General features: G+C 65.4%; 17 protein-coding genes and 1 pseudogene. 3 read left to right on the top strand and 15 right to left on the bottom strand.

What is annotated here, in order from left to right:
* Nucleotides 1-17 precede the first annotated feature (17 nt).
* The 5 genes from LFT46_RS02380 to LFT46_RS02360 form a co-directional block, all read right to left on the bottom strand.
* On the bottom strand, nt 18-1,010 hold the full coding sequence (locus LFT46_RS02380) for an SDR family oxidoreductase (RefSeq protein ID WP_236800885.1): 993 nt from the start codon (nt 1,008-1,010) through the stop codon (nt 18-20).
* 110 nt (nt 1,011-1,120) lie between these two features.
* Nucleotides 1,121-1,762, bottom strand: a complete 642-nt coding sequence (locus LFT46_RS02375; protein WP_236800883.1) for a DedA family protein — start codon at nt 1,760-1,762, stop codon at nt 1,121-1,123.
* A gap of 11 nt (nt 1,763-1,773) precedes the next feature.
* Complete coding sequence (locus LFT46_RS02370) at nt 1,774-2,550, bottom strand: enoyl-CoA hydratase (protein WP_236800882.1); 777 nt, start codon at nt 2,548-2,550, stop codon at nt 1,774-1,776.
* Nucleotides 2,547-3,551 (bottom strand): 3-hydroxyisobutyrate dehydrogenase, encoded by a 1,005-nt coding sequence (gene mmsB / locus LFT46_RS02365; RefSeq protein WP_236800881.1) that lies wholly within the window; start codon nt 3,549-3,551, stop codon nt 2,547-2,549. The genes LFT46_RS02370 and mmsB overlap by 4 nt, the downstream gene beginning before the upstream one ends.
* On the bottom strand, nt 3,544-4,650 hold the full coding sequence (locus tag LFT46_RS02360) for an enoyl-CoA hydratase/isomerase family protein (protein ID WP_236800880.1): 1,107 nt from the start codon (nt 4,648-4,650) through the stop codon (nt 3,544-3,546). Before LFT46_RS02360 ends, mmsB begins: the two co-directional genes overlap by 8 nt.
* A 162-nt stretch (nt 4,651-4,812) precedes the next feature.
* On the opposite strand from LFT46_RS02360, the gene LFT46_RS02355 reads away from it, so the two are divergent.
* Nucleotides 4,813-5,619 carry an exodeoxyribonuclease III gene (locus LFT46_RS02355; RefSeq protein WP_236800879.1) on the top strand — a complete coding sequence of 269 codons (807 nt, stop codon included), beginning with the start codon at nt 4,813-4,815 and terminating at the stop codon, nt 5,617-5,619.
* Between the two features lie 34 nt (nt 5,620-5,653).
* Nucleotides 5,654-6,544, top strand: coding sequence for a hypothetical protein (locus LFT46_RS02350; protein ID WP_236800878.1), 891 nt, complete (start codon nt 5,654-5,656; stop codon nt 6,542-6,544).
* 48 nt (nt 6,545-6,592) lie between these two features.
* Here LFT46_RS02350 and LFT46_RS02345 read toward each other — a convergent pair whose 3' ends face one another.
* The 5 genes from LFT46_RS02345 to LFT46_RS02325 form a co-directional block, all read right to left on the bottom strand.
* On the bottom strand, nt 6,593-7,648 hold the full coding sequence (locus tag LFT46_RS02345; RefSeq protein ID WP_236800877.1) for a LacI family DNA-binding transcriptional regulator: 1,056 nt from the start codon (nt 7,646-7,648) through the stop codon (nt 6,593-6,595).
* Between the two features lie 151 nt (nt 7,649-7,799).
* Nucleotides 7,800-8,048 (bottom strand): hypothetical protein, encoded by a 249-nt coding sequence (locus tag LFT46_RS02340; protein WP_236800876.1) that lies wholly within the window; start codon nt 8,046-8,048, stop codon nt 7,800-7,802.
* Nucleotides 8,045-8,944 carry a carbohydrate ABC transporter permease gene (locus LFT46_RS02335; protein WP_236800874.1) on the bottom strand — a complete coding sequence of 300 codons (900 nt, stop codon included), beginning with the start codon at nt 8,942-8,944 and terminating at the stop codon, nt 8,045-8,047. The genes LFT46_RS02340 and LFT46_RS02335 overlap by 4 nt, the downstream gene beginning before the upstream one ends.
* The gene (locus tag LFT46_RS02330) at nt 8,941-9,978 is read right to left on the bottom strand and encodes a carbohydrate ABC transporter permease (RefSeq protein ID WP_236800872.1); all 1,038 of its coding nucleotides are present in this window, start codon (nt 9,976-9,978) and stop codon (nt 8,941-8,943) included. Before LFT46_RS02330 ends, LFT46_RS02335 begins: the two co-directional genes overlap by 4 nt.
* A 7-nt stretch (nt 9,979-9,985) precedes the next feature.
* On the bottom strand, nt 9,986-11,275 hold the full coding sequence (locus tag LFT46_RS02325; protein ID WP_236800870.1) for an ABC transporter substrate-binding protein: 1,290 nt from the start codon (nt 11,273-11,275) through the stop codon (nt 9,986-9,988).
* Between the two features lie 140 nt (nt 11,276-11,415).
* Between LFT46_RS02325 and LFT46_RS02320 the strand changes: the two are divergent.
* Nucleotides 11,416-13,259 (top strand): annotated as a pseudogene (locus tag LFT46_RS02320) (glycoside hydrolase family 13 protein).
* Between the two features lie 52 nt (nt 13,260-13,311).
* Here the strand turns inward: LFT46_RS02320 and LFT46_RS02315 are convergent.
* From LFT46_RS02315 to LFT46_RS02295, 5 genes are read right to left on the bottom strand one after another with little or no spacing between them, the layout of a single operon-like run.
* Entirely contained in the window at nt 13,312-13,923 is a 612-nt protein-coding gene (locus LFT46_RS02315) for a hypothetical protein (RefSeq protein ID WP_236821169.1), read from the bottom strand.
* Nucleotides 13,920-14,558: a hypothetical protein gene (locus LFT46_RS02310; RefSeq protein WP_236800867.1), complete on the bottom strand. Its 639-nt coding sequence runs from the start codon at nt 14,556-14,558 to the stop codon at nt 13,920-13,922. The genes LFT46_RS02315 and LFT46_RS02310 overlap by 4 nt, the downstream gene beginning before the upstream one ends.
* Nucleotides 14,555-14,950, bottom strand: coding sequence for a hypothetical protein (locus LFT46_RS02305; protein WP_236800866.1), 396 nt, complete (start codon nt 14,948-14,950; stop codon nt 14,555-14,557). The genes LFT46_RS02310 and LFT46_RS02305 overlap by 4 nt, the downstream gene beginning before the upstream one ends.
* On the bottom strand, nt 14,947-15,138 hold the full coding sequence (locus LFT46_RS02300; RefSeq protein ID WP_236800865.1) for a hypothetical protein: 192 nt from the start codon (nt 15,136-15,138) through the stop codon (nt 14,947-14,949). Before LFT46_RS02300 ends, LFT46_RS02305 begins: the two co-directional genes overlap by 4 nt.
* Nucleotides 15,135-15,584, bottom strand: coding sequence for an Asp23/Gls24 family envelope stress response protein (locus LFT46_RS02295; RefSeq protein WP_236800864.1), 450 nt, complete (start codon nt 15,582-15,584; stop codon nt 15,135-15,137). Before LFT46_RS02295 ends, LFT46_RS02300 begins: the two co-directional genes overlap by 4 nt.
* Nucleotides 15,585-15,695: the final 111 nt, after the last annotated feature.

The following is a 15,695-nucleotide window of genomic DNA, read 5'->3' as shown; positions in this document are numbered from 1 at the left end:
GCCGGCCATTGCAGGGTTCAGGCTGCGGGGTGCGTCAGCTGCCTCCGGCTCCAAAGCACGACGACGGCCCCCGCCACCGTGCCTGCGGCCACCATCCTGCGCCGCGCCGTCCGCCGCCTCCCCTGCCAGCCGCCGCTGACTGAAGCCTTGCGGCTGTGGCCTGACGGCTCGTAGAGGGTTCCCGTCGTGGCAGCTGCCGGCTTCTTCCGTGACAAGTGGGTCTTATCCACCTGCGCGGCCATGGCGGCTTCCACCTTGGCCGGCGTGAGCTTGTGCTGAAGGACCATCAGCCGTCCGGCGGGGCCCACCACTGCCTCGCGCCGGGGCTTGGCGGCCAGGCTGACGATGGTTCCTGCCACGCGTTCCGGGGTGTAGACCGGCGGCATCGCTACCACTTTCCGTCCGGTGTAGTTTGCCGCATGTTGGAAGAAGGGCGTGTCGATGGCCGCGGGCAGCACCGTGCAGACCTTCACTTTCCGCACTCCGTCCAGCCGCAGTTCGGACCGGATGCTGACGCTCAGGGCCCGCACCGCAGCTTTGGACATGGAGTACGCGGCCGTGTAGGGCTGGGATTTCTCGCCCACGATGGATGCGACGTTGATCAGCACCCCTGATCCCTGTGCACGAAGCCGGGGCAGCGCGGCGCGGGCACCATGGATGTAGCCCCCGATGTTGACGTCCAGCACGCGCCTGATGTCTGCAAGAGGAATATCGGTGAGGCGGCCAAAAACTCCGACGGCGGCGTTGTTCACCCAGATGTCCAGCCGCCCAAACTCCTTCACGGCCCGGTCCGCAAGTGCTTCAACGCTTGCGGCGTCCGTGACATCCGTCGGGACGGCAATGGCCTTGCCTCCCCGCCTCCTCACCTCATGAGCCAGGCTTTCCAGGGCAGCGGCGCTTCGTGCGGCGAGGACCAGCCGGGCACCCTTGTCCGCGAAGGCCAGCGCCGTTGCACGGCCGATGCCGCTTGAGGCTCCGGTGATGACCACAACTGCCTTTTTGACCCGCATCCCGACTCCGTTCCGTGCCCCCGCAGACACGGCCATCAACACTAAGTATGCTTACCAGTGCGATGGTACCGAGAGGCCCCAGTCGCTGACAACCTTTCAGACGCCAGTTGTCAGCGCCTGGCCTTGGCGCGTTTGGTCCGCCGGACGACGAGCAGGACCACGGCAACGGCCAGCGCGGCGTAGACGGCGTAGTTGAGGTAGTGCGAGTACTCCTCGATGAGCCTGTACTGAGTGCCCAAAAGGTAGCCCAGGCCGATGAGGGCGCCGTTCCAGAGGCCGCTGCCGGCGAGGGTGAAGAGGCTGAAGGTTCCCACGGGCATGGCTGCCGCTCCCGCCGGCAGGGAAATGAGGCTGCGTACCCCGGGCAGCAGGCGGCCGAAGAAGATGGAGGACCTGCCGTGGCGGCGGAACCAGCCCGCCGCGTGCTCAAAGTCCTCCCGGTCCACCAGCGGCAGCTTGGACAACCATCGGATGGATCTGTCCAAACCCAGTTTGGCGCCCAGCCAGTAGAGCAATAATGCCCCCAGGTACGCACCAAGGGTGCTGGTGGCGAAGACGAGGAAGAGGTTCAGGGAGCCCTGCTTGGCGAGGTAGCCCGCCAACGGGAGTATCACCTCGCTGGGGATCGGCGGCACCACAGTCTCGGCGAGCGTAAAGGCGCCAACGCCCCACTCGCCCAGGGTATCAATGGCCCTCGCCGCAAAGCCCACGAGTCCCGTAAGCCCCTCCGTGGGGCTGGCTGCACCGGTCATGGTTGTCCACACTACCGGTGCTTGAACTCGGGCTGGCGCTTCTCGGTGAACGCCGCCATGCCTTCCTTTTGGTCCTCGGTGGCGAACAGGGAATGGAAGAGCCGCCGTTCGAACTGGACTCCTTGGGCCAGGCCGGTTTCGAAGGCCGCATTGACGGCTTCCACGGCTGCCATCGCCGCTGGCTTGGATTTGCCGGCTATCACCCCGGCCACCGTGAGTGCCTCGGACACCACGTCCGCCGCCGGAACCACGCGCGACACCAGCCCGCACCGGTCCGCTTCCTCGGCGTCTATGAACCTGCCGGTGAGGATCATGTCCATGGCCTTGGCCTTGCCCACAGCCCGGGTGAGCCGCTGGGACCCGCCCATGCCCGGGAGGACGCCCAGGTTGATTTCGGGCTGCCCGAATTTCGCATTGTCGCCGGCAATGATGAGGTCGCACATCATGGCCAGTTCGCAGCCGCCGCCCAGGGCAAAGCCCGACACTGCGGCGATGGTGGGAATCCGCAGCCGGGCGAAGTCCTCCCAGCCCCGGAACCAGTCAGCCAGGTACATGTCCATGTAGCTCTGGTCCGCCATCTCCTTGATGTCGGCTCCCGCGGCGAAGGCCTTGCCCGAGCCCGTGATCACTACCGCCCCCACGCCCGGATCGGAGTCCATGGCGGTGACGGCTGCCACCAACTCTTCCATGGTGGCTTTGTTCAGCGCGTTCAGCGCGGAGGGCCTGTTGAGCGTCACCAGCCCTACCCTGCCTTGCTGCTCCACCAGGATGTTGGCGTACTCCGTCATTCGGGACTCCCGTCGTCGTGTGCTGTTGTACTGTGCCTGCCGGGCGACTCCCCGGGGGAATGCTCCCCGGCTACCGCGTCCCGGGCAGGCTTGCCGGATGCCCGGCGGATCTCGGTGATGATGGCGGAAAAGTCACGGCCTGCGCCGCCCTCCGCGGCAAACCTATCGTAGATATGGGCGGCGAGCGCCCCCATTTCCCCCGCCACCCCCGTGCCGTTAAGGGCGTTGACCGCGAGGTTTAGGTCCTTGGCCATCAGTGCTGAAGCAAAGCCCGGCTGGTAGTCCCGGTTGGCAGGGCTGGCGGGGACCGGTCCCGGCACCGGGCAGTTGGTGGTCAGCGCCCAGCACTGGCCGGACGCGGCGGAAGCGACGTCGAACAGCGCCTGATGGGTCAGGCCCAGCTTCTCGCCGAGGACGAAGGCCTCACTGACCGCGATCATGGAGACGCCCAGGATCAGGTTGTTGCAGATTTTGGCGGCTTGGCCGGCGCCGTGTCCGCCGCAGTGCACCACCCGCTTGCCCATGACCTCCAGCAGGGGCCGCACGGCCTCGAAGTCCGCGTCGTCTCCGCCGGCCATGAAGGTCAGGGTGCCGGCCTCGGCCCCCACCACACCGCCGGAAACGGGGGCGTCGACGGATCGGTGGCCTGCTTCGATAGCCAGGCGGGCAGCTTCGCGGGCCTCATCCACGTTGATGGTGGAGCAATCCAGGAACATGGTTCCCGGCTGTGCTGCTGCCAGCAGGCCAGGTCCCCCACTGGCGCCCCGGTAAGCGTCCAGGACGTGTCTGCCGCTGGGAAACATTGTCAGGACCACATCGGCGCCAGCCAAGGCGTCAATGGTCGATCCTGCCACTGGAACGCCCTGGGCCTGCGCCGCTTCCAGTGCCGCCGGCACCACATCAAAGCCGGTCAACCGGTAACCGGCCCTGATCAGGTTTATGGCCATCGGGTTCCCCATGTGCCCCAGCCCCAGGAAAGCAACGCGGCGTGTGTCAGGCATGGTCCGTCGCCTTCACCTGCAGGTCCAGTTCCCCACCGTCCAGCGGCTGGAAGAACCGGTCCACATCCTGCGGAAGCACCTCGGCGAGGGTGGCCGGTTTCCACTGCGGGTTCCGGTCCTTGTCCACCACCTGGGCCCGGATTCCCTCACGGAAATCTGGTCCTCCCAGAAAGCGGATTCCTACCCGGTACTCCTGGGCCAGCACTTCATCGAGGGTCAGGCTTGAAGCGCGGCGCAGGGACGCCAGGGTGACCTTGACCGACGTCGGCGATTTGGCCTCGATGGTGTCTGCAGCCGCCGTGGCATCGTCCTGCCCGGGCCCGGTCCACGCGCGGAGACGGGCGACAATGTCCCCGGCATCGTCCGAGTCGTAACAGGCATCAATCCATTCCCGCTGGCCGGCAAGCACCGAGGCAGGGGGTTGCCCGGCGTAACGTGCGACGGCGTCTTCCGGGCTTTCGGTTTCCAGCGCCGCCATCAGGCTGGGCACCGAGGATGACGGAACGTAGTGGTCTGCAAGGCCCAGGAACAGGGCATCTCCGGCGCCCAGGTGTGCGCCTGTGAGGGCCGCGTGGGTTCCCGTTTCTCCCGGTGCGTGGGAGAGCAGGAAGGTCCCGCCGACGTCGGGGGCAAACCCGATGGTGGTTTCCGGCATCCCCATCCTGGTCCGCTCCGTGACGACCCGGACGTTCCCGTGCGCCGAGACACCAACCCCGCCGCCGAGGACCAGGCCGTCCATCAGCGCAACGTATGGCTTGGGGTACCTGGAGATCAGGGAGTTCAGGCGGTACTCGGTTTGCCAGAAACCCGCCGTCGCGTTTCCACCTTGCAGCATGTCCTGGTAGATGGCCACGATGTCTCCGCCCGCGCACAGGCCCCGCTCCCCGGCGCCCTGCACCAGGACGGTGGCCACGCCGTCGTCCCCTGCCCAGGTGGTGAGTTGGCGCAGCAGCAGGTCCACCATTTCCGCGGTGAGCGCGTTGACCGCCCGGGGCCGGTTGAGGATTGCCACCCCCAGCCTGCCGCGCCGTTCAAAAAGTACGTCCGCTCCCCCGTTGCCTGCCGTGCTGTCCGTTGTATTCCCCGTGGCTGCCGTCATGGGCTGGGTGCTCCTTCGCATGGTGGCCGGATGAGTGATCCAAGTCATTCTGTTGGCGAATATACCCGCCCCTTCCGGTCCGTAACCAACCGTACGGGCACCATGGGGCGGGGCCGGCGAAGGCTTTACCCCGCGTGCAGCTGCCAAGGTAAGTTAGGAACCGTGAAGATAGCTACCTGGAATGTGAACTCGCTCCGTGCCCGCGCCGACCGCGTCGAAGCGTGGCTGCAGCGCAGCGACTGCGACGTCCTGGCCATCCAGGAGACCAAGTGCAAGGACGACAACTTCCCCTGGGAACTCTTTGAGCGAATGGGTTACGAGGTGGCCCACTTCGGCGTCAACCAGTGGAACGGCGTGGCCATCGCCTCCCGGGTGGGGCTCGAGGACGTGGAGCGGACATTCCTGGACCAACCGTCGTTCGGCAAGGCCGGCAAGGATCCCGTGCAGGAAGCCCGGGCCATGGCGGCCACGTGCGGCGGCATCCGCGTCTGGAGCCTTTACGTCCCCAACGGCCGATCCCTGGACGATGAGCACATGCCGTACAAGCTGAAGTGGCTGGAAAGCCTCAAGACCCACGCCCAGGCCCTGATCACGGACGATCCCCAGGCTCAGGTGGCCCTGATGGGCGACTGGAACATCGCACCCTTCGACGAGGACGTATGGGACATCGACCTGTTTATCAACAACCGGTCCACCCACGTCAGCCCGCCCGAGCGGGAGGCGTTCCACGCATTCGAAACCGCCGGCTACACGGACGTGGTGCGGCCCTATACCCCCGGCCCCGGCGTCTACACCTACTGGGACTACACCCAACTCCGGTTCCCCAAAAAGGAGGGCATGCGGATCGACTTCGTCCTGGCCTCCCCCGCCCTGGCAGCCCGCGTCACCGGCGCCGCAATCGACCGCGAGGAACGCAAGGGCAAGGGCGCTTCCGACCACGCGCCCGTGCTGGTGGAACTGGCGGACTGATGACCGTGGCCTGGACCCATGCAAGGAGACCGCAATGACGGGAAACCTCTACCGGGGCCAGGCCGGCCTGCCTTTCTCCTCCACCCTGCGCGTCTACGAACCCGTGGAAGCCTTTCCGGAGGAACAACGCCCGGCCATCGAGGCAGCCGGGGCGCAGGCAGTCTCGCGCGCCGCCGTCGAAAACGCTGAACTGCTGGCTTCGCTGGGACGCATCACCCGCTCCGGCGGGGACCCCTTCCCCACCGGACGCACCGACCTGGTCCGCGTCACCACGGCGCCGTCACCGGAAGGCGGAACGGCCGACGACGGCGCTGACGCCGACTCCGAGCCCGTCCTGCTGTACTGTCCCAGCCAGTTGGTCCTGCGCGCTGGCCTGGCAGCCAATGCCCTGATGGAAGGCATCCACGGTCCGTTGGCCGAGCTGCTGATCCCGGAGGAACAGCGGGACCGGCACCAGGAGCGGATCGACCTGGTGAAGGCCAGGGACGGTTCCGTCCGGGTGCACACGCGGGCGTCAACGTGGGGCATCCCGTTCAGCTGGTTCTCACTGTTCGCCGAATCCGACCGCAAGGATGTGGTGGAAGCCGGCGGGCGGATCCTCACCGTTCGGGTTTGGACGCCCATCACCGAAGCCCTGGAACGGGCCCGCTATGCCGTGGCCAACCTGGCCCTCGCCGCCCCGGACCTGGACATGCTTGACGACCTGGCCCAACTGACGGAATGGCTTGAGCTGTTCCACGTGAACTCCATGGTGGAGCTGGACTACGGCGCAGTGGCGGACAAGGTCTACCCGGACGAGTCGCCGATGGATATCAGGCTGGGCATCGAGTGCCTGGCGGAGGGTGACATGACCGGCGCTGCAGCGGCCTACCGGCGGCTTGCCTCGCGCTGGATCCCCATCCGGCAGCTGGCCCGCGCCTCATAACGGTTCCCTGGCTGTTAGAGGTGCAGTGCCCGTACAGGTCGTGGGCTGTTAGAGGTTTTGCGGCGGCGCCGTGGTGCGCCGGACAATCAGTTCATGGGGTGCCACCGCGGAGCGGACAGCTCCTGCCTGGCCATCCAGTTCGTCGAGCAGCATCTTGGTGGCCAGTTCGGCCTGCTCGTCCGGCCGTTGGCCCACGGTGGTGAGGCCCATGGCTTCTGCGAAGTCGTGGTTGTCGATACCCACCACTGACAGGTCGCCCGGAACACTGACGCCGGCGTGGTTGGCTTCGAAGATCACTCCCATGGCCATCTCGTCCGAAGCGCAGAAGATCGCCGTGGGCTTCTGCCCGGGCCGGGACCACAACCGGCGGAAGGCCTCCTGGCCGCTGCGGACGGTGAAGTCTCCCCATTCGTCCCATTCCGGCCGCGTCGGCAGGCCGGCCGCCGCCATGACGTCCTTGAACGCCAGGATGCGGACCCGGGGGACGTCGAAATTCAGGTCGGTCTCGTCGTCGCCATGCAGCAGGGCGATGTCCCGGTGCCCCAGGTCGATAAGGTGCCGGACGGCGGTGGAGGCAGCGGCGTAGTCATCGATGCCAATGTAGGGGCATTCCTCCACATGCCCTCCCACCACAACCAGCGGGATATCGATCTTCTGCAAGTGCTCGATCTCTTCATGGGTGAGCGCCATACAAAGGACCAGCAGGGCGTCAATCTGCTTGTAGACCATGGTCTTGCTGAACAGCCGCTCCCGGTTGCTGCCGTGGCCGCCGAGGTTGAACAGCGAAAGGTTGTAGTGGCGGGCATGCAGTTCGCGGTCAGCACCCTCGATGGCTTTGGAAAAGAACCAGCGGCTCACGAACGGAGCCAGGACGCCGATGGTCTTGGTCCGTCCGGTGGCCAGCCCCGAGGCTGAGGAGGATGCCACGTAGCCGAGATTCCCGGCCACTTCCAGGATCTTTTCCCGGGTGGCGGGCGAAACCCGCGGCAGTCCACGGACTGCGCGGGAGACGGTGGCTGTGGAGACTCCGGCGGCCGCCGCAACGTCCTCGATGCTGACGCCGTTATGGCCGCCCCGCTGGGACCTTTCCGTTGTCCGTGCCACCGTGTCCCCTCTGTAACTCCTTTTCGGCGTAGAGCCAGCCGGCCCTGCGTGTACCCTGGCCCTGTATTTTTCCATTGCGCGGCCAGGGAATGAAAACTTAGACAGCGCAAATCCACGCAGTTGCCGCGAAGGCGGATGCGCGCGTCAACGCCTACCTGCGGGCCGGCAGCTTCCTGCGCAGCCGCACCATGCCATACAGCGCCAGCAGTGTTGCCAGCAGGCCCAGCGCCCAGCCAAGGGCCGGTTGGGCGGTAACTTCCATCCACACGGTGACCACCAGCAGGACCAGTGCCCAGAACGCGAGGAAGCCGATGATGATGTCGAAGTCCTCGCCCGATCGGACCAGCCGGCTGCGGTTTCCCGCCCCCGGAGTGCGGGGGCGGGAACCGTTGTCCGTCACTTGACTGCACCTGCCGTGAGGCCGGCGACAATCTTGCGCTGGAAGACCAGCACCAGGATCACCAGCGGGATGGTGACGATGGTGCCTGCGGCCATGATGGCCGTGTAGGGGATCTGGTTGGGCTGGGCGCCGGCGAAGTTGGCGATAGCCACCGTCACCGGTTGGGTTGCGTCACTGGACAGCTGGCTGGCGATCAGGAACTCGTTCCACGAGGAAATGAAGGCCAGGATTGCCGTGGTGAAGATAGCCGGTGCCGCCAAGGGCATGATGACCTTCCGGAAGGCCTGCCCCTGCGTGCAGCCGTCCACGCGGGCCGATTCTTCAAGCTCCCACGGCATTTCCCGGAAGAACGAGGTCATGGTGTAGACCGTCAGCGGGAGCACGAAGGAGATGTTCGGAATGATCAGCGCCTGGTACGTGCCCATCCAGCCGATGTTGGTGAACAGCTGGAAGAGCGGGGTGATCAGGGCAACGCCGGGGAACATGGAAGCCCCAAGGATGAACCCGAGCACCAGGAACTTGCCTCTGAAGTTCAGCCGGGCCAGCGCGTAGGCCGCGAACACACCGATCAACAGGGACACGATGGTCACCACGCCGCCGATAAACACACTGTTCAGCAGCGCTTGGCCAAACCGGTTCCCGAAGGACGTATCAAACGCCGTTTTGAAGTTGTCCAGGGTGACATGCGTGGGCAGGATCGAGGTGTCGTAGGTGAACCCCACATCGCGGAACGCCGTGACCACCATCCAGTACGCCGGAGCCAGGCACCAGAGCAGGATGATTGCTGCGCTGAGGTAGGTGCGTCCCTGGGCCCACTTCTCACGGTTCTGCGCAGCCTTGCGGCCCTTGTCCTGCCGGGCGCGCAGCGCAGAGGCGTCTGCTGTTGCCGTGGTCATTTCTTCCCCTTTCCTGTGGCGCCGCTCTGTTCAACCACGTTCGCCCCGAGGAAGCGAACGAAGATGAAGGCGACGAGGAAGATGATGATGAAGGTAATGGTGGACAGTGCAGCTGCCGAGTTGAAGCCTTGCCTGATCTGGTTAATCACCAGGATGGACAAGGTGGTCGTATTGTTCGCGCCGCCGGTGAGGATGTAGGGCAGGTCGAACATGCGCAGCGCATCCAAGGTACGGAACAGGATGGCCACCATCAGCGCCGGCTTTACCAGCGGCAGGGTGATCAGCCGGAACCGCTGCCAGGCAGTGGCGCCGTCCACTTTGGCGGCTTCATAGACTTCCGCCGGAATCATTTGGAGACCGGCGAGGATCAGCAGCGCCATGAACGGCGTGGTCTTCCAGACGTCCGCAATGATCACGGCCCATTTGGCCGGCCACTCGCTGCCCGTCCACAGGATGGTGGTGTTGAACAGCTTGTTGGCGATGCCTTCGAACGCGAAGATGAAGAACCAAAGCTTGGCCGTAACGGCGGTGGGGATGGCCCAGGGCACCAGGACGGCTGCACGGACCAGGCTGCGTCCGCGGAACGTCCGGGCCATGATCATGGCCATCCAGAAGCCCAGGACAGTCTCCAGTGCCACCGTCACTACCGTGAAGAAGAAGGTAGTGGCCGTGGCAGACCAGAACTGGCCGCCCAAGGTGCCGGGGGGACAGGCGACGGTTCCGCCGTTTGGTGCTGCACACTGCTGCGCCAGCCAGTTCACGTAGTTCTGGATGCCTGCCGGGCCGCCCTGGGTGAAGAGGCCGGTAGCGGGGTCCAGGCCGGCGTCCTTCTGGAAGGACATGACGATGGCGCTGATGATCGGGTAAACAATCACCACCGCGAGGGCCACGATGGTGGGGGCGAGCAGCCAGGAAGCCCAGCGCCCCTGGCTTGCGATCCTGTTGTCCTCCCCTACGCCTTTGGGGGCGTGATGGACGGGGGTACCGCCCGACGCCGGTGACTTGACCGGCGTCGGGCCTAGTTCGGTTGCCATGGCAGAACTACGATCCCGCACCAGCGGATTCGATGGACTTCTGCATGTCAGAGAGTGCGCTTTCCACTGACTTTTCTCCCTTGATTGCCGGGTATGCGTTGTCTTGGATTGCTTTGGTGACCGCCGGGTAGAACGGTGTTACGGGACGCGGCACGGCGTTCTCGATGGACGTCTTCAGGACCGGCAGGTAGGGCAGCTTGGCAACCAGTTCCTTGTCCTCATAGAGCGAACCAAGCACCGGAGCCAGCGAACCCTGGGTAGCGTAGAACTTCTCAGTTTCCTCGGAGGTCATGAACTTCAGGAAGTCCAGCGCGGTGGCCTTGTTCTTGGAGTAGACGCTGACGGCGAGGTTGTGTCCGCCAAGCGAGGAGGCACCGGGGCCGTCCTTGCCGGGCAGGGCGGCCAGGCCCGTCTTGTCCTTCACTGCGGACGAGCCTTCAGTGGTGATCAGGTTGAAGGCGTAGGGCCAGTTGCGCAGGAACAGGAGCTTTCCGCTCTGGAAGGCCTGCCGGCTGTCCTCTTCCTTGTAGGTGATGGCTTCCTTGGGGATGTTGCCATCGGCGTAGGCCTTCGCCAGGTTTTCCAGGCCGGCTTTGGCCTCGGGGGTGTTCAGGTTGGGCTTGCCATCCTTGTTGAGGACGGAGCCGCCGGCCGAGTTGATGGCCTCGGAGGCGTTTACGGTGAGACCCTCGTACTTGCTGAACTGGCCGGCGTAGCAGCCGATGTTGTTCTGCTTGGCGATGGAGCACATGCTCATCATCTCGTCCCACGTTTTGGGCGGGGTGGGAACGAGGTCCTTGCGGTAGTAGAGGATGCCACCGTCAGAGGTCTGCGGGGCAGCGTACAGGGTGCCCTTGTAGGTTCCGCTCTCCACGGTTGGCTTGAGCATGGCGCTGGTGTCAATCGCCATCTTGTCCTTCAGCGGCTGCAGCCAACCCTTGGCCGCAAACTCCGCGGTCCAGATAACATCCACATCCACAACGTCGTAGTCGGACTGCTTTGCCTGGAAGTGCTGGACGAGGTCGTCGTGCTGCTGGTCGGCCTGGTCGGTCTGTTCCTTGAACGTGACCTTTTCGTTCGGGTGCGCGGCGTTCCACTTATCGACCAAGGGACGGACCACGTTGCTGTTGTCCTTGCCCTGGACGTAGGTGATGGGCCCGCGGCCGTCGAGGTTGGCGTCAGCGTCACTGCCTCCACCGCCCGTGGTGCCCCCTCCACCTCCGCCGCCGCAGGCGGACAACGTAAGGGCCAGAATGCCGGCCGTGGCAGCCGGAAGCAGGAATCTCGGGGTTTTCATTAGCTTGAAGCTCCTCGCTGAGTGACAAGTAAGTCGACAGTGCGCTTGCTAGGTGAGGTTGATGTGGTGACAGTCACACTAGTAAGGTAGCTGTCGGGAATGCAAGCGTTTACATCAAAAAGTTATCAGAGGGGAACCAAATGCCAGACCCGACCGTTCCGGCACCCAGTCCAAGTCCCTCTGCCTGGTGGGCCGACGCAGTCGTGTACCAGATCTACCCCCGTTCCTTCGCAGACGGCAACGGCGATGGCATGGGAGACCTGCGCGGCGTCCTGGACAGGCTCCCCTACCTCGAACGGCTGGGTGTGGATGCTATCTGGCTGTCGCCGTTTTACAAGTCACCGCAGGCCGACGGGGGATACGACGTAGCGGACTACCGTCAGGTCGACCCGCTTTTCGGGTCTCTGCCGGACTTCGACGCCATGTTGCAGGAGGCTCACCGCCGGGGCATGAAGGTCATTGTGGACCTGGTGCCCAACCACACTTCCGACGGACATGTCTGGTTCCGCGAGGCGCTGGCCGCAGCACCGGGCAGCCCCGAACGGAACAGGTACATTTTCAGGGACGGCAAGGACGAGGTGCCCGGATCCGGCGACGGCAGGCGGGCGCCCAACAACTGGAAGTCGGTGTTCGGCGGCCCGGCGTGGAGCCGGGTGGCCAACCCTGACGGGTCGCCGGGACAGTGGTACCTGCACCTTTTCGACACCAAGCAGCCGGACCTGAACTGGGACAACCCCGAAGTCCACGAGGAGATGCGTTCGGTGCTGCGGTTCTGGCTGGACCGGGGCGCCGACGGTTTCCGCGTGGACGTTGCCCACGGCCTGTGAAGGAGGCGGGACTGCCTGACTGGGACGGAGTCGCTGCCATGGTGGAGGGAACGTCCGTTCCGCACCCTGAAAGCCACCTCCCAGGGGATGCACCCCATGCCCACACCGATGCCGAGGAACCGCACAGGGCAGTCTCCCCGATGTATCCGCCGTCGCCGTTCTTCGACCAGGACGGTGTGCACGCGATCTACCGCGACTGGAACCAGGTCCTGGCCGAATACGGCGGAAACCGGATGATGGTTGCCGAAGCATGGGTGGAACCGGCTGAGCGGCTGGCTCGCTACGTCCGGCCCGATGAGATGCAGCAGGCCTTCAACTTCGATTTCCTGCTGGCCGGCTGGGATGCCGAACGCATGGCTGACGCCATTGACGCCTCGCTGGCAGCGGCAGCATCAGTAGGTGCTCCCTGCACATGGGTGCTCAGCAACCACGACACGGTGCGTCATGCCACCCGGTTCGGGCTGACGGATCCCACCACTTTTCCAAAGGGCATTGGCCCTGACGACGAACAACCGGACGCATCCCTGGGCCTGGCCCGGGCCCGGGCCGCCACGCTGGTTGCACTGGCCCTGCCGGGTTCGGCCTACCTTTACCAAGGTGAGGAGCTGGGACTTCCGGAGCACACTACCCTCCCTGCGGAGGCCAGGCAGGACCCGACGTTCTTCCGGACCCACGGCGCAGAAATCGGGCGCGATGGTTGCCGGGTTCCGCTGCCGTGGGCAGGGGAAGAACCCGGTTATGGTTTTTCCCAAGGCGCTTCCGCAAAAGCGCCCGAACCGTGGCTCCCGCAGCCCGAAAGCTTCGGCCCTCTAGCCGCCGACAAACAGGACGGCGAGGACGGCTCAACGCTGGAGCTCTACCGCGCAGCGTTGGCGTTCAGGGCAGCCCAGCGCCTGGGCAGCGGCACCGTGGAGTGGACCGATGAACACTCGCCGGGCACCGGGCTGCTGGCTTTCCGCAATGGGGAAACAGTGGTCTTGTCCAACATGAGCTTCGCCTCGGCCCCCGTGCCCGAAGGTTATGCCGTGGTCCTTTCCAGCGGTCCCGAACCCGCCGAAGAGTGGGCCGCCATCCAGGAAATCCCCGTGGACTGCACTGTTTATCTTCAAAGCAGGCAGCGCCTTGAAATCGGCCGGCATCTTCACGGCGGTCGGTAACCGGGAAGGGCGTGCAGTACCGGCAGCAGCGCCCGCCGGCACCAGGGGCAACCTAGCGGACGCGCTCGGCCCGGCTGAAGCGCGTCCGCGCCCCTGCCCCGATGTGGATGAGGACCGGCACCTCCTTGCCCACAACGGACTCCAGCGCGTGCACGAGTCCTGACACCTCGGCCGCGAGCAGATGCGGTGCGACACCCTGGCGCGGAAGAAGACGGACCTTCAATGCGGGCGAGCCCTTCACGTCATAGGCAGTGACCGTGGCACCGGCCAAGTCCGGTCTCCCCTCCAAAGCCTGCTTCAGCGCCTGTTCCGCTACCCCGCCGCCGATGCGGACGTCGCCGGGGGTGTCACCGTGATCGTATTCGGCTGCGAGGAGGTTCGACCGGCCTTTTCCTTGCTGGGCGATCCAGGCCACCATGAGGCCCATCAGCCCCAGCAGCGCCACTGCCACGACAATCCACAACCAGCTTTCCGACCGGCCAGGGAACCGCGTGGACTCGAAAAGCCGGGTGAGCCCGCCCCAGACCCCGCCGGACCAGGCGTGCCACCAGGAAGCAACGGGAGGAACGGCCGCCAACAGCACCAACAGGATCCCTGCTCCAAGCAGGGCCAGGCCCAGCACAGTGAGCAGGATGCGGTTGAGCAGTGCCGGGGTGCTGTTCATGCCCCAACCACCCCGGAAGCAGTGACGTTGACGCGCGGAACGGGAGCAGGTTCCAGCAGCATCTGGTCCAGCTCGTCGCGGATTGCGTCCAATACCCTGTCCTGGTCCACGGGGATTCCGGACGTGGGACGCACGTTGACCAGCACCTGTCGCTGGGAAACAACCACCATGACCTGTTCAGGCGTGACGTTGGCGGCCAGGCGCGCGCGGCGGGCAAGCGAGGATGCAATGACCTCGTCATCCACCACCACGGCCGGGAGGCCCTCGCCGGGTGCACCGGCCAGCAGGTGGCGGGCGCGTTTTCCTGGGAGGACCCCATTAAGGAAGAAGATCAGGCCCAGCATGGCAAGGACGGCGCCAATCGCTGACAGCAGCAGCGGGGAGATCCCGGCCGGAAGGTCCACGATGCGCTGGGCGGCAACCTGCGGCTCAATGAGCCAGGCGGGCTGGCCCACGGCGTGGACCCCGGATTCCAGCACGCCGTAGGCAGCCAAAATTAGGACGAGGGCAGCGGCGGCAATGGACACGGAGGCACGGGAGGAGTGGGTCTCACGGTAAAGGACCCTGCGCATGAGGGTCCCGGTGCTCCCCCGGGTCTCCTCAGCCGCCCCGCGGTCTTCCACGCTGCTGCTCACCGCACCCGCCCTCCTGCACTGGTCCTTGCTGTGCTGATCCTTGCCCCGCTGATGCGGATATCCACGCGGCTCAACCGGGAACCGCTCAGTTCGGAAACTGTTGCCAGGATGGTTGCCTTGGCCCTGACGGTGCGGTCCCAGACGGACCCGCCGGCCGCCTGCACCCGTGCCGGCTCCAGCACCACGGACTGCAAAGGCGGGATGCTGATGGGGGCAACGAGGGATAAAGCCAGCAGGCCGTCGTCGTCCGTCCAATCCGCCCGAACATCCTGGGCGTCGACGCCCAAGGCCTGCGCCGCCGCCACCCTGGCAAGGCTGGTCAATGCCTGGGTGCTGATCCGGTTGTGGCCGCCGAGCACCTGCCCAGGCATAACGGGTGCGGGTGTTGTCATGAGGAGGAACGCCGGCCGGTGATGGCATCTAAGACGCCGCGCAGGTCCAGTTTCCCTTCCGCAGCCCGGCCCAGGAGCGCTCCGATGGCCATGAAGAGCAAGGAGACAAGGAAGCCCCACAGCCCGAATTGCAGGGACATGAAAGCCACGAAGGCGCCCATCGCCACGCCTGCCACCGTGAGGCTCACAGCAGTGCCTCCCGTTCGGCCGTTGCGGGCGGGGTGGTTTTGACGGGCGGGGGCACGTAGACGTCCGCTATTTCCACGTTAACCTCGATGACCTGCAGGCCCACCAGTTCCTCGACGGCGCGGTAGACAGCGGCGCGGACCGCATTGGCCAGTGAGTGCAGGGGTGTTCCATAGCTTGCCACCAGGGTGATGTCCACTGCTACCTGGGTTTCGCCCACTTCAGCACGGACACCGGCGGCGTGGTCGGAGCTTCCGACGGCGTCGCGGATGGCGCCCAGGGCACGGGACGGACCCGACCCAAGGGAATAGACGCCCGGAACTGCCCGCGCGGCGATTCCTGCGACCTTGGCCACCGCAGTCTCGGAGATGACGGTCCGTCCGGGGCCCGGGGCCGGGCTTGCGGCGGGACGGCTTGGCACCACGGGTTGTGGGTTCTGGTATTCCATCAGGCACTCCCCCTTCTGTTGCTTCCACCCTATCCCCAGCCTGTGACACTGCGCTGGAAGAGACATCAGGGGTTAAAGCAGAAAAGCACCAGTTCCGAAGAACTGATGCTT

The sequence above is a fragment of the Arthrobacter sp. FW306-07-I genome, from assembly GCF_021800405.1.
Classification (GTDB): Bacteria; Actinomycetota; Actinomycetes; order Actinomycetales; family Micrococcaceae; genus Arthrobacter.
The sequence above is the reverse complement of the archived record's forward strand: the minus strand, read 5'-3'. Positions and strand labels throughout refer to the sequence as shown.

Coding starts and splice junctions, on each gene's coding strand:
- LFT46_RS02380 (WP_236800885.1), bottom strand. CDS start 1,010: ATGCGGGTCAAAAAGGCAGTTGTGGTCATCACCGGAGCCTCAAGCGGC.
- LFT46_RS02375 (WP_236800883.1), bottom strand. CDS start 1,762: ATGACCGGTGCAGCCAGCCCCACGGAGGGGCTTACGGGACTCGTGGGC.
- LFT46_RS02370 (WP_236800882.1), bottom strand. CDS start 2,550: ATGACGGAGTACGCCAACATCCTGGTGGAGCAGCAAGGCAGGGTAGGG.
- mmsB (WP_236800881.1), bottom strand. CDS start 3,551: ATGCCTGACACACGCCGCGTTGCTTTCCTGGGGCTGGGGCACATGGGG.
- LFT46_RS02360 (WP_236800880.1), bottom strand. CDS start 4,650: ATGACGGCAGCCACGGGGAATACAACGGACAGCACGGCAGGCAACGGG.
- LFT46_RS02350 (WP_236800878.1), top strand. CDS start 5,654: ATGACGGGAAACCTCTACCGGGGCCAGGCCGGCCTGCCTTTCTCCTCC.
- LFT46_RS02335 (WP_236800874.1), bottom strand. CDS start 8,944: ATGACCACGGCAACAGCAGACGCCTCTGCGCTGCGCGCCCGGCAGGAC.
- LFT46_RS02330 (WP_236800872.1), bottom strand. CDS start 9,978: ATGGCAACCGAACTAGGCCCGACGCCGGTCAAGTCACCGGCGTCGGGC.
- LFT46_RS02325 (WP_236800870.1), bottom strand. CDS start 11,275: ATGAAAACCCCGAGATTCCTGCTTCCGGCTGCCACGGCCGGCATTCTG.
- LFT46_RS02315 (WP_236821169.1), bottom strand. CDS start 13,923: ATGAACAGCACCCCGGCACTGCTCAACCGCATCCTGCTCACTGTGCTG.
- LFT46_RS02305 (WP_236800866.1), bottom strand. CDS start 14,950: ATGACAACACCCGCACCCGTTATGCCTGGGCAGGTGCTCGGCGGCCAC.
- LFT46_RS02295 (WP_236800864.1), bottom strand. CDS start 15,584: ATGGAATACCAGAACCCACAACCCGTGGTGCCAAGCCGTCCCGCCGCA.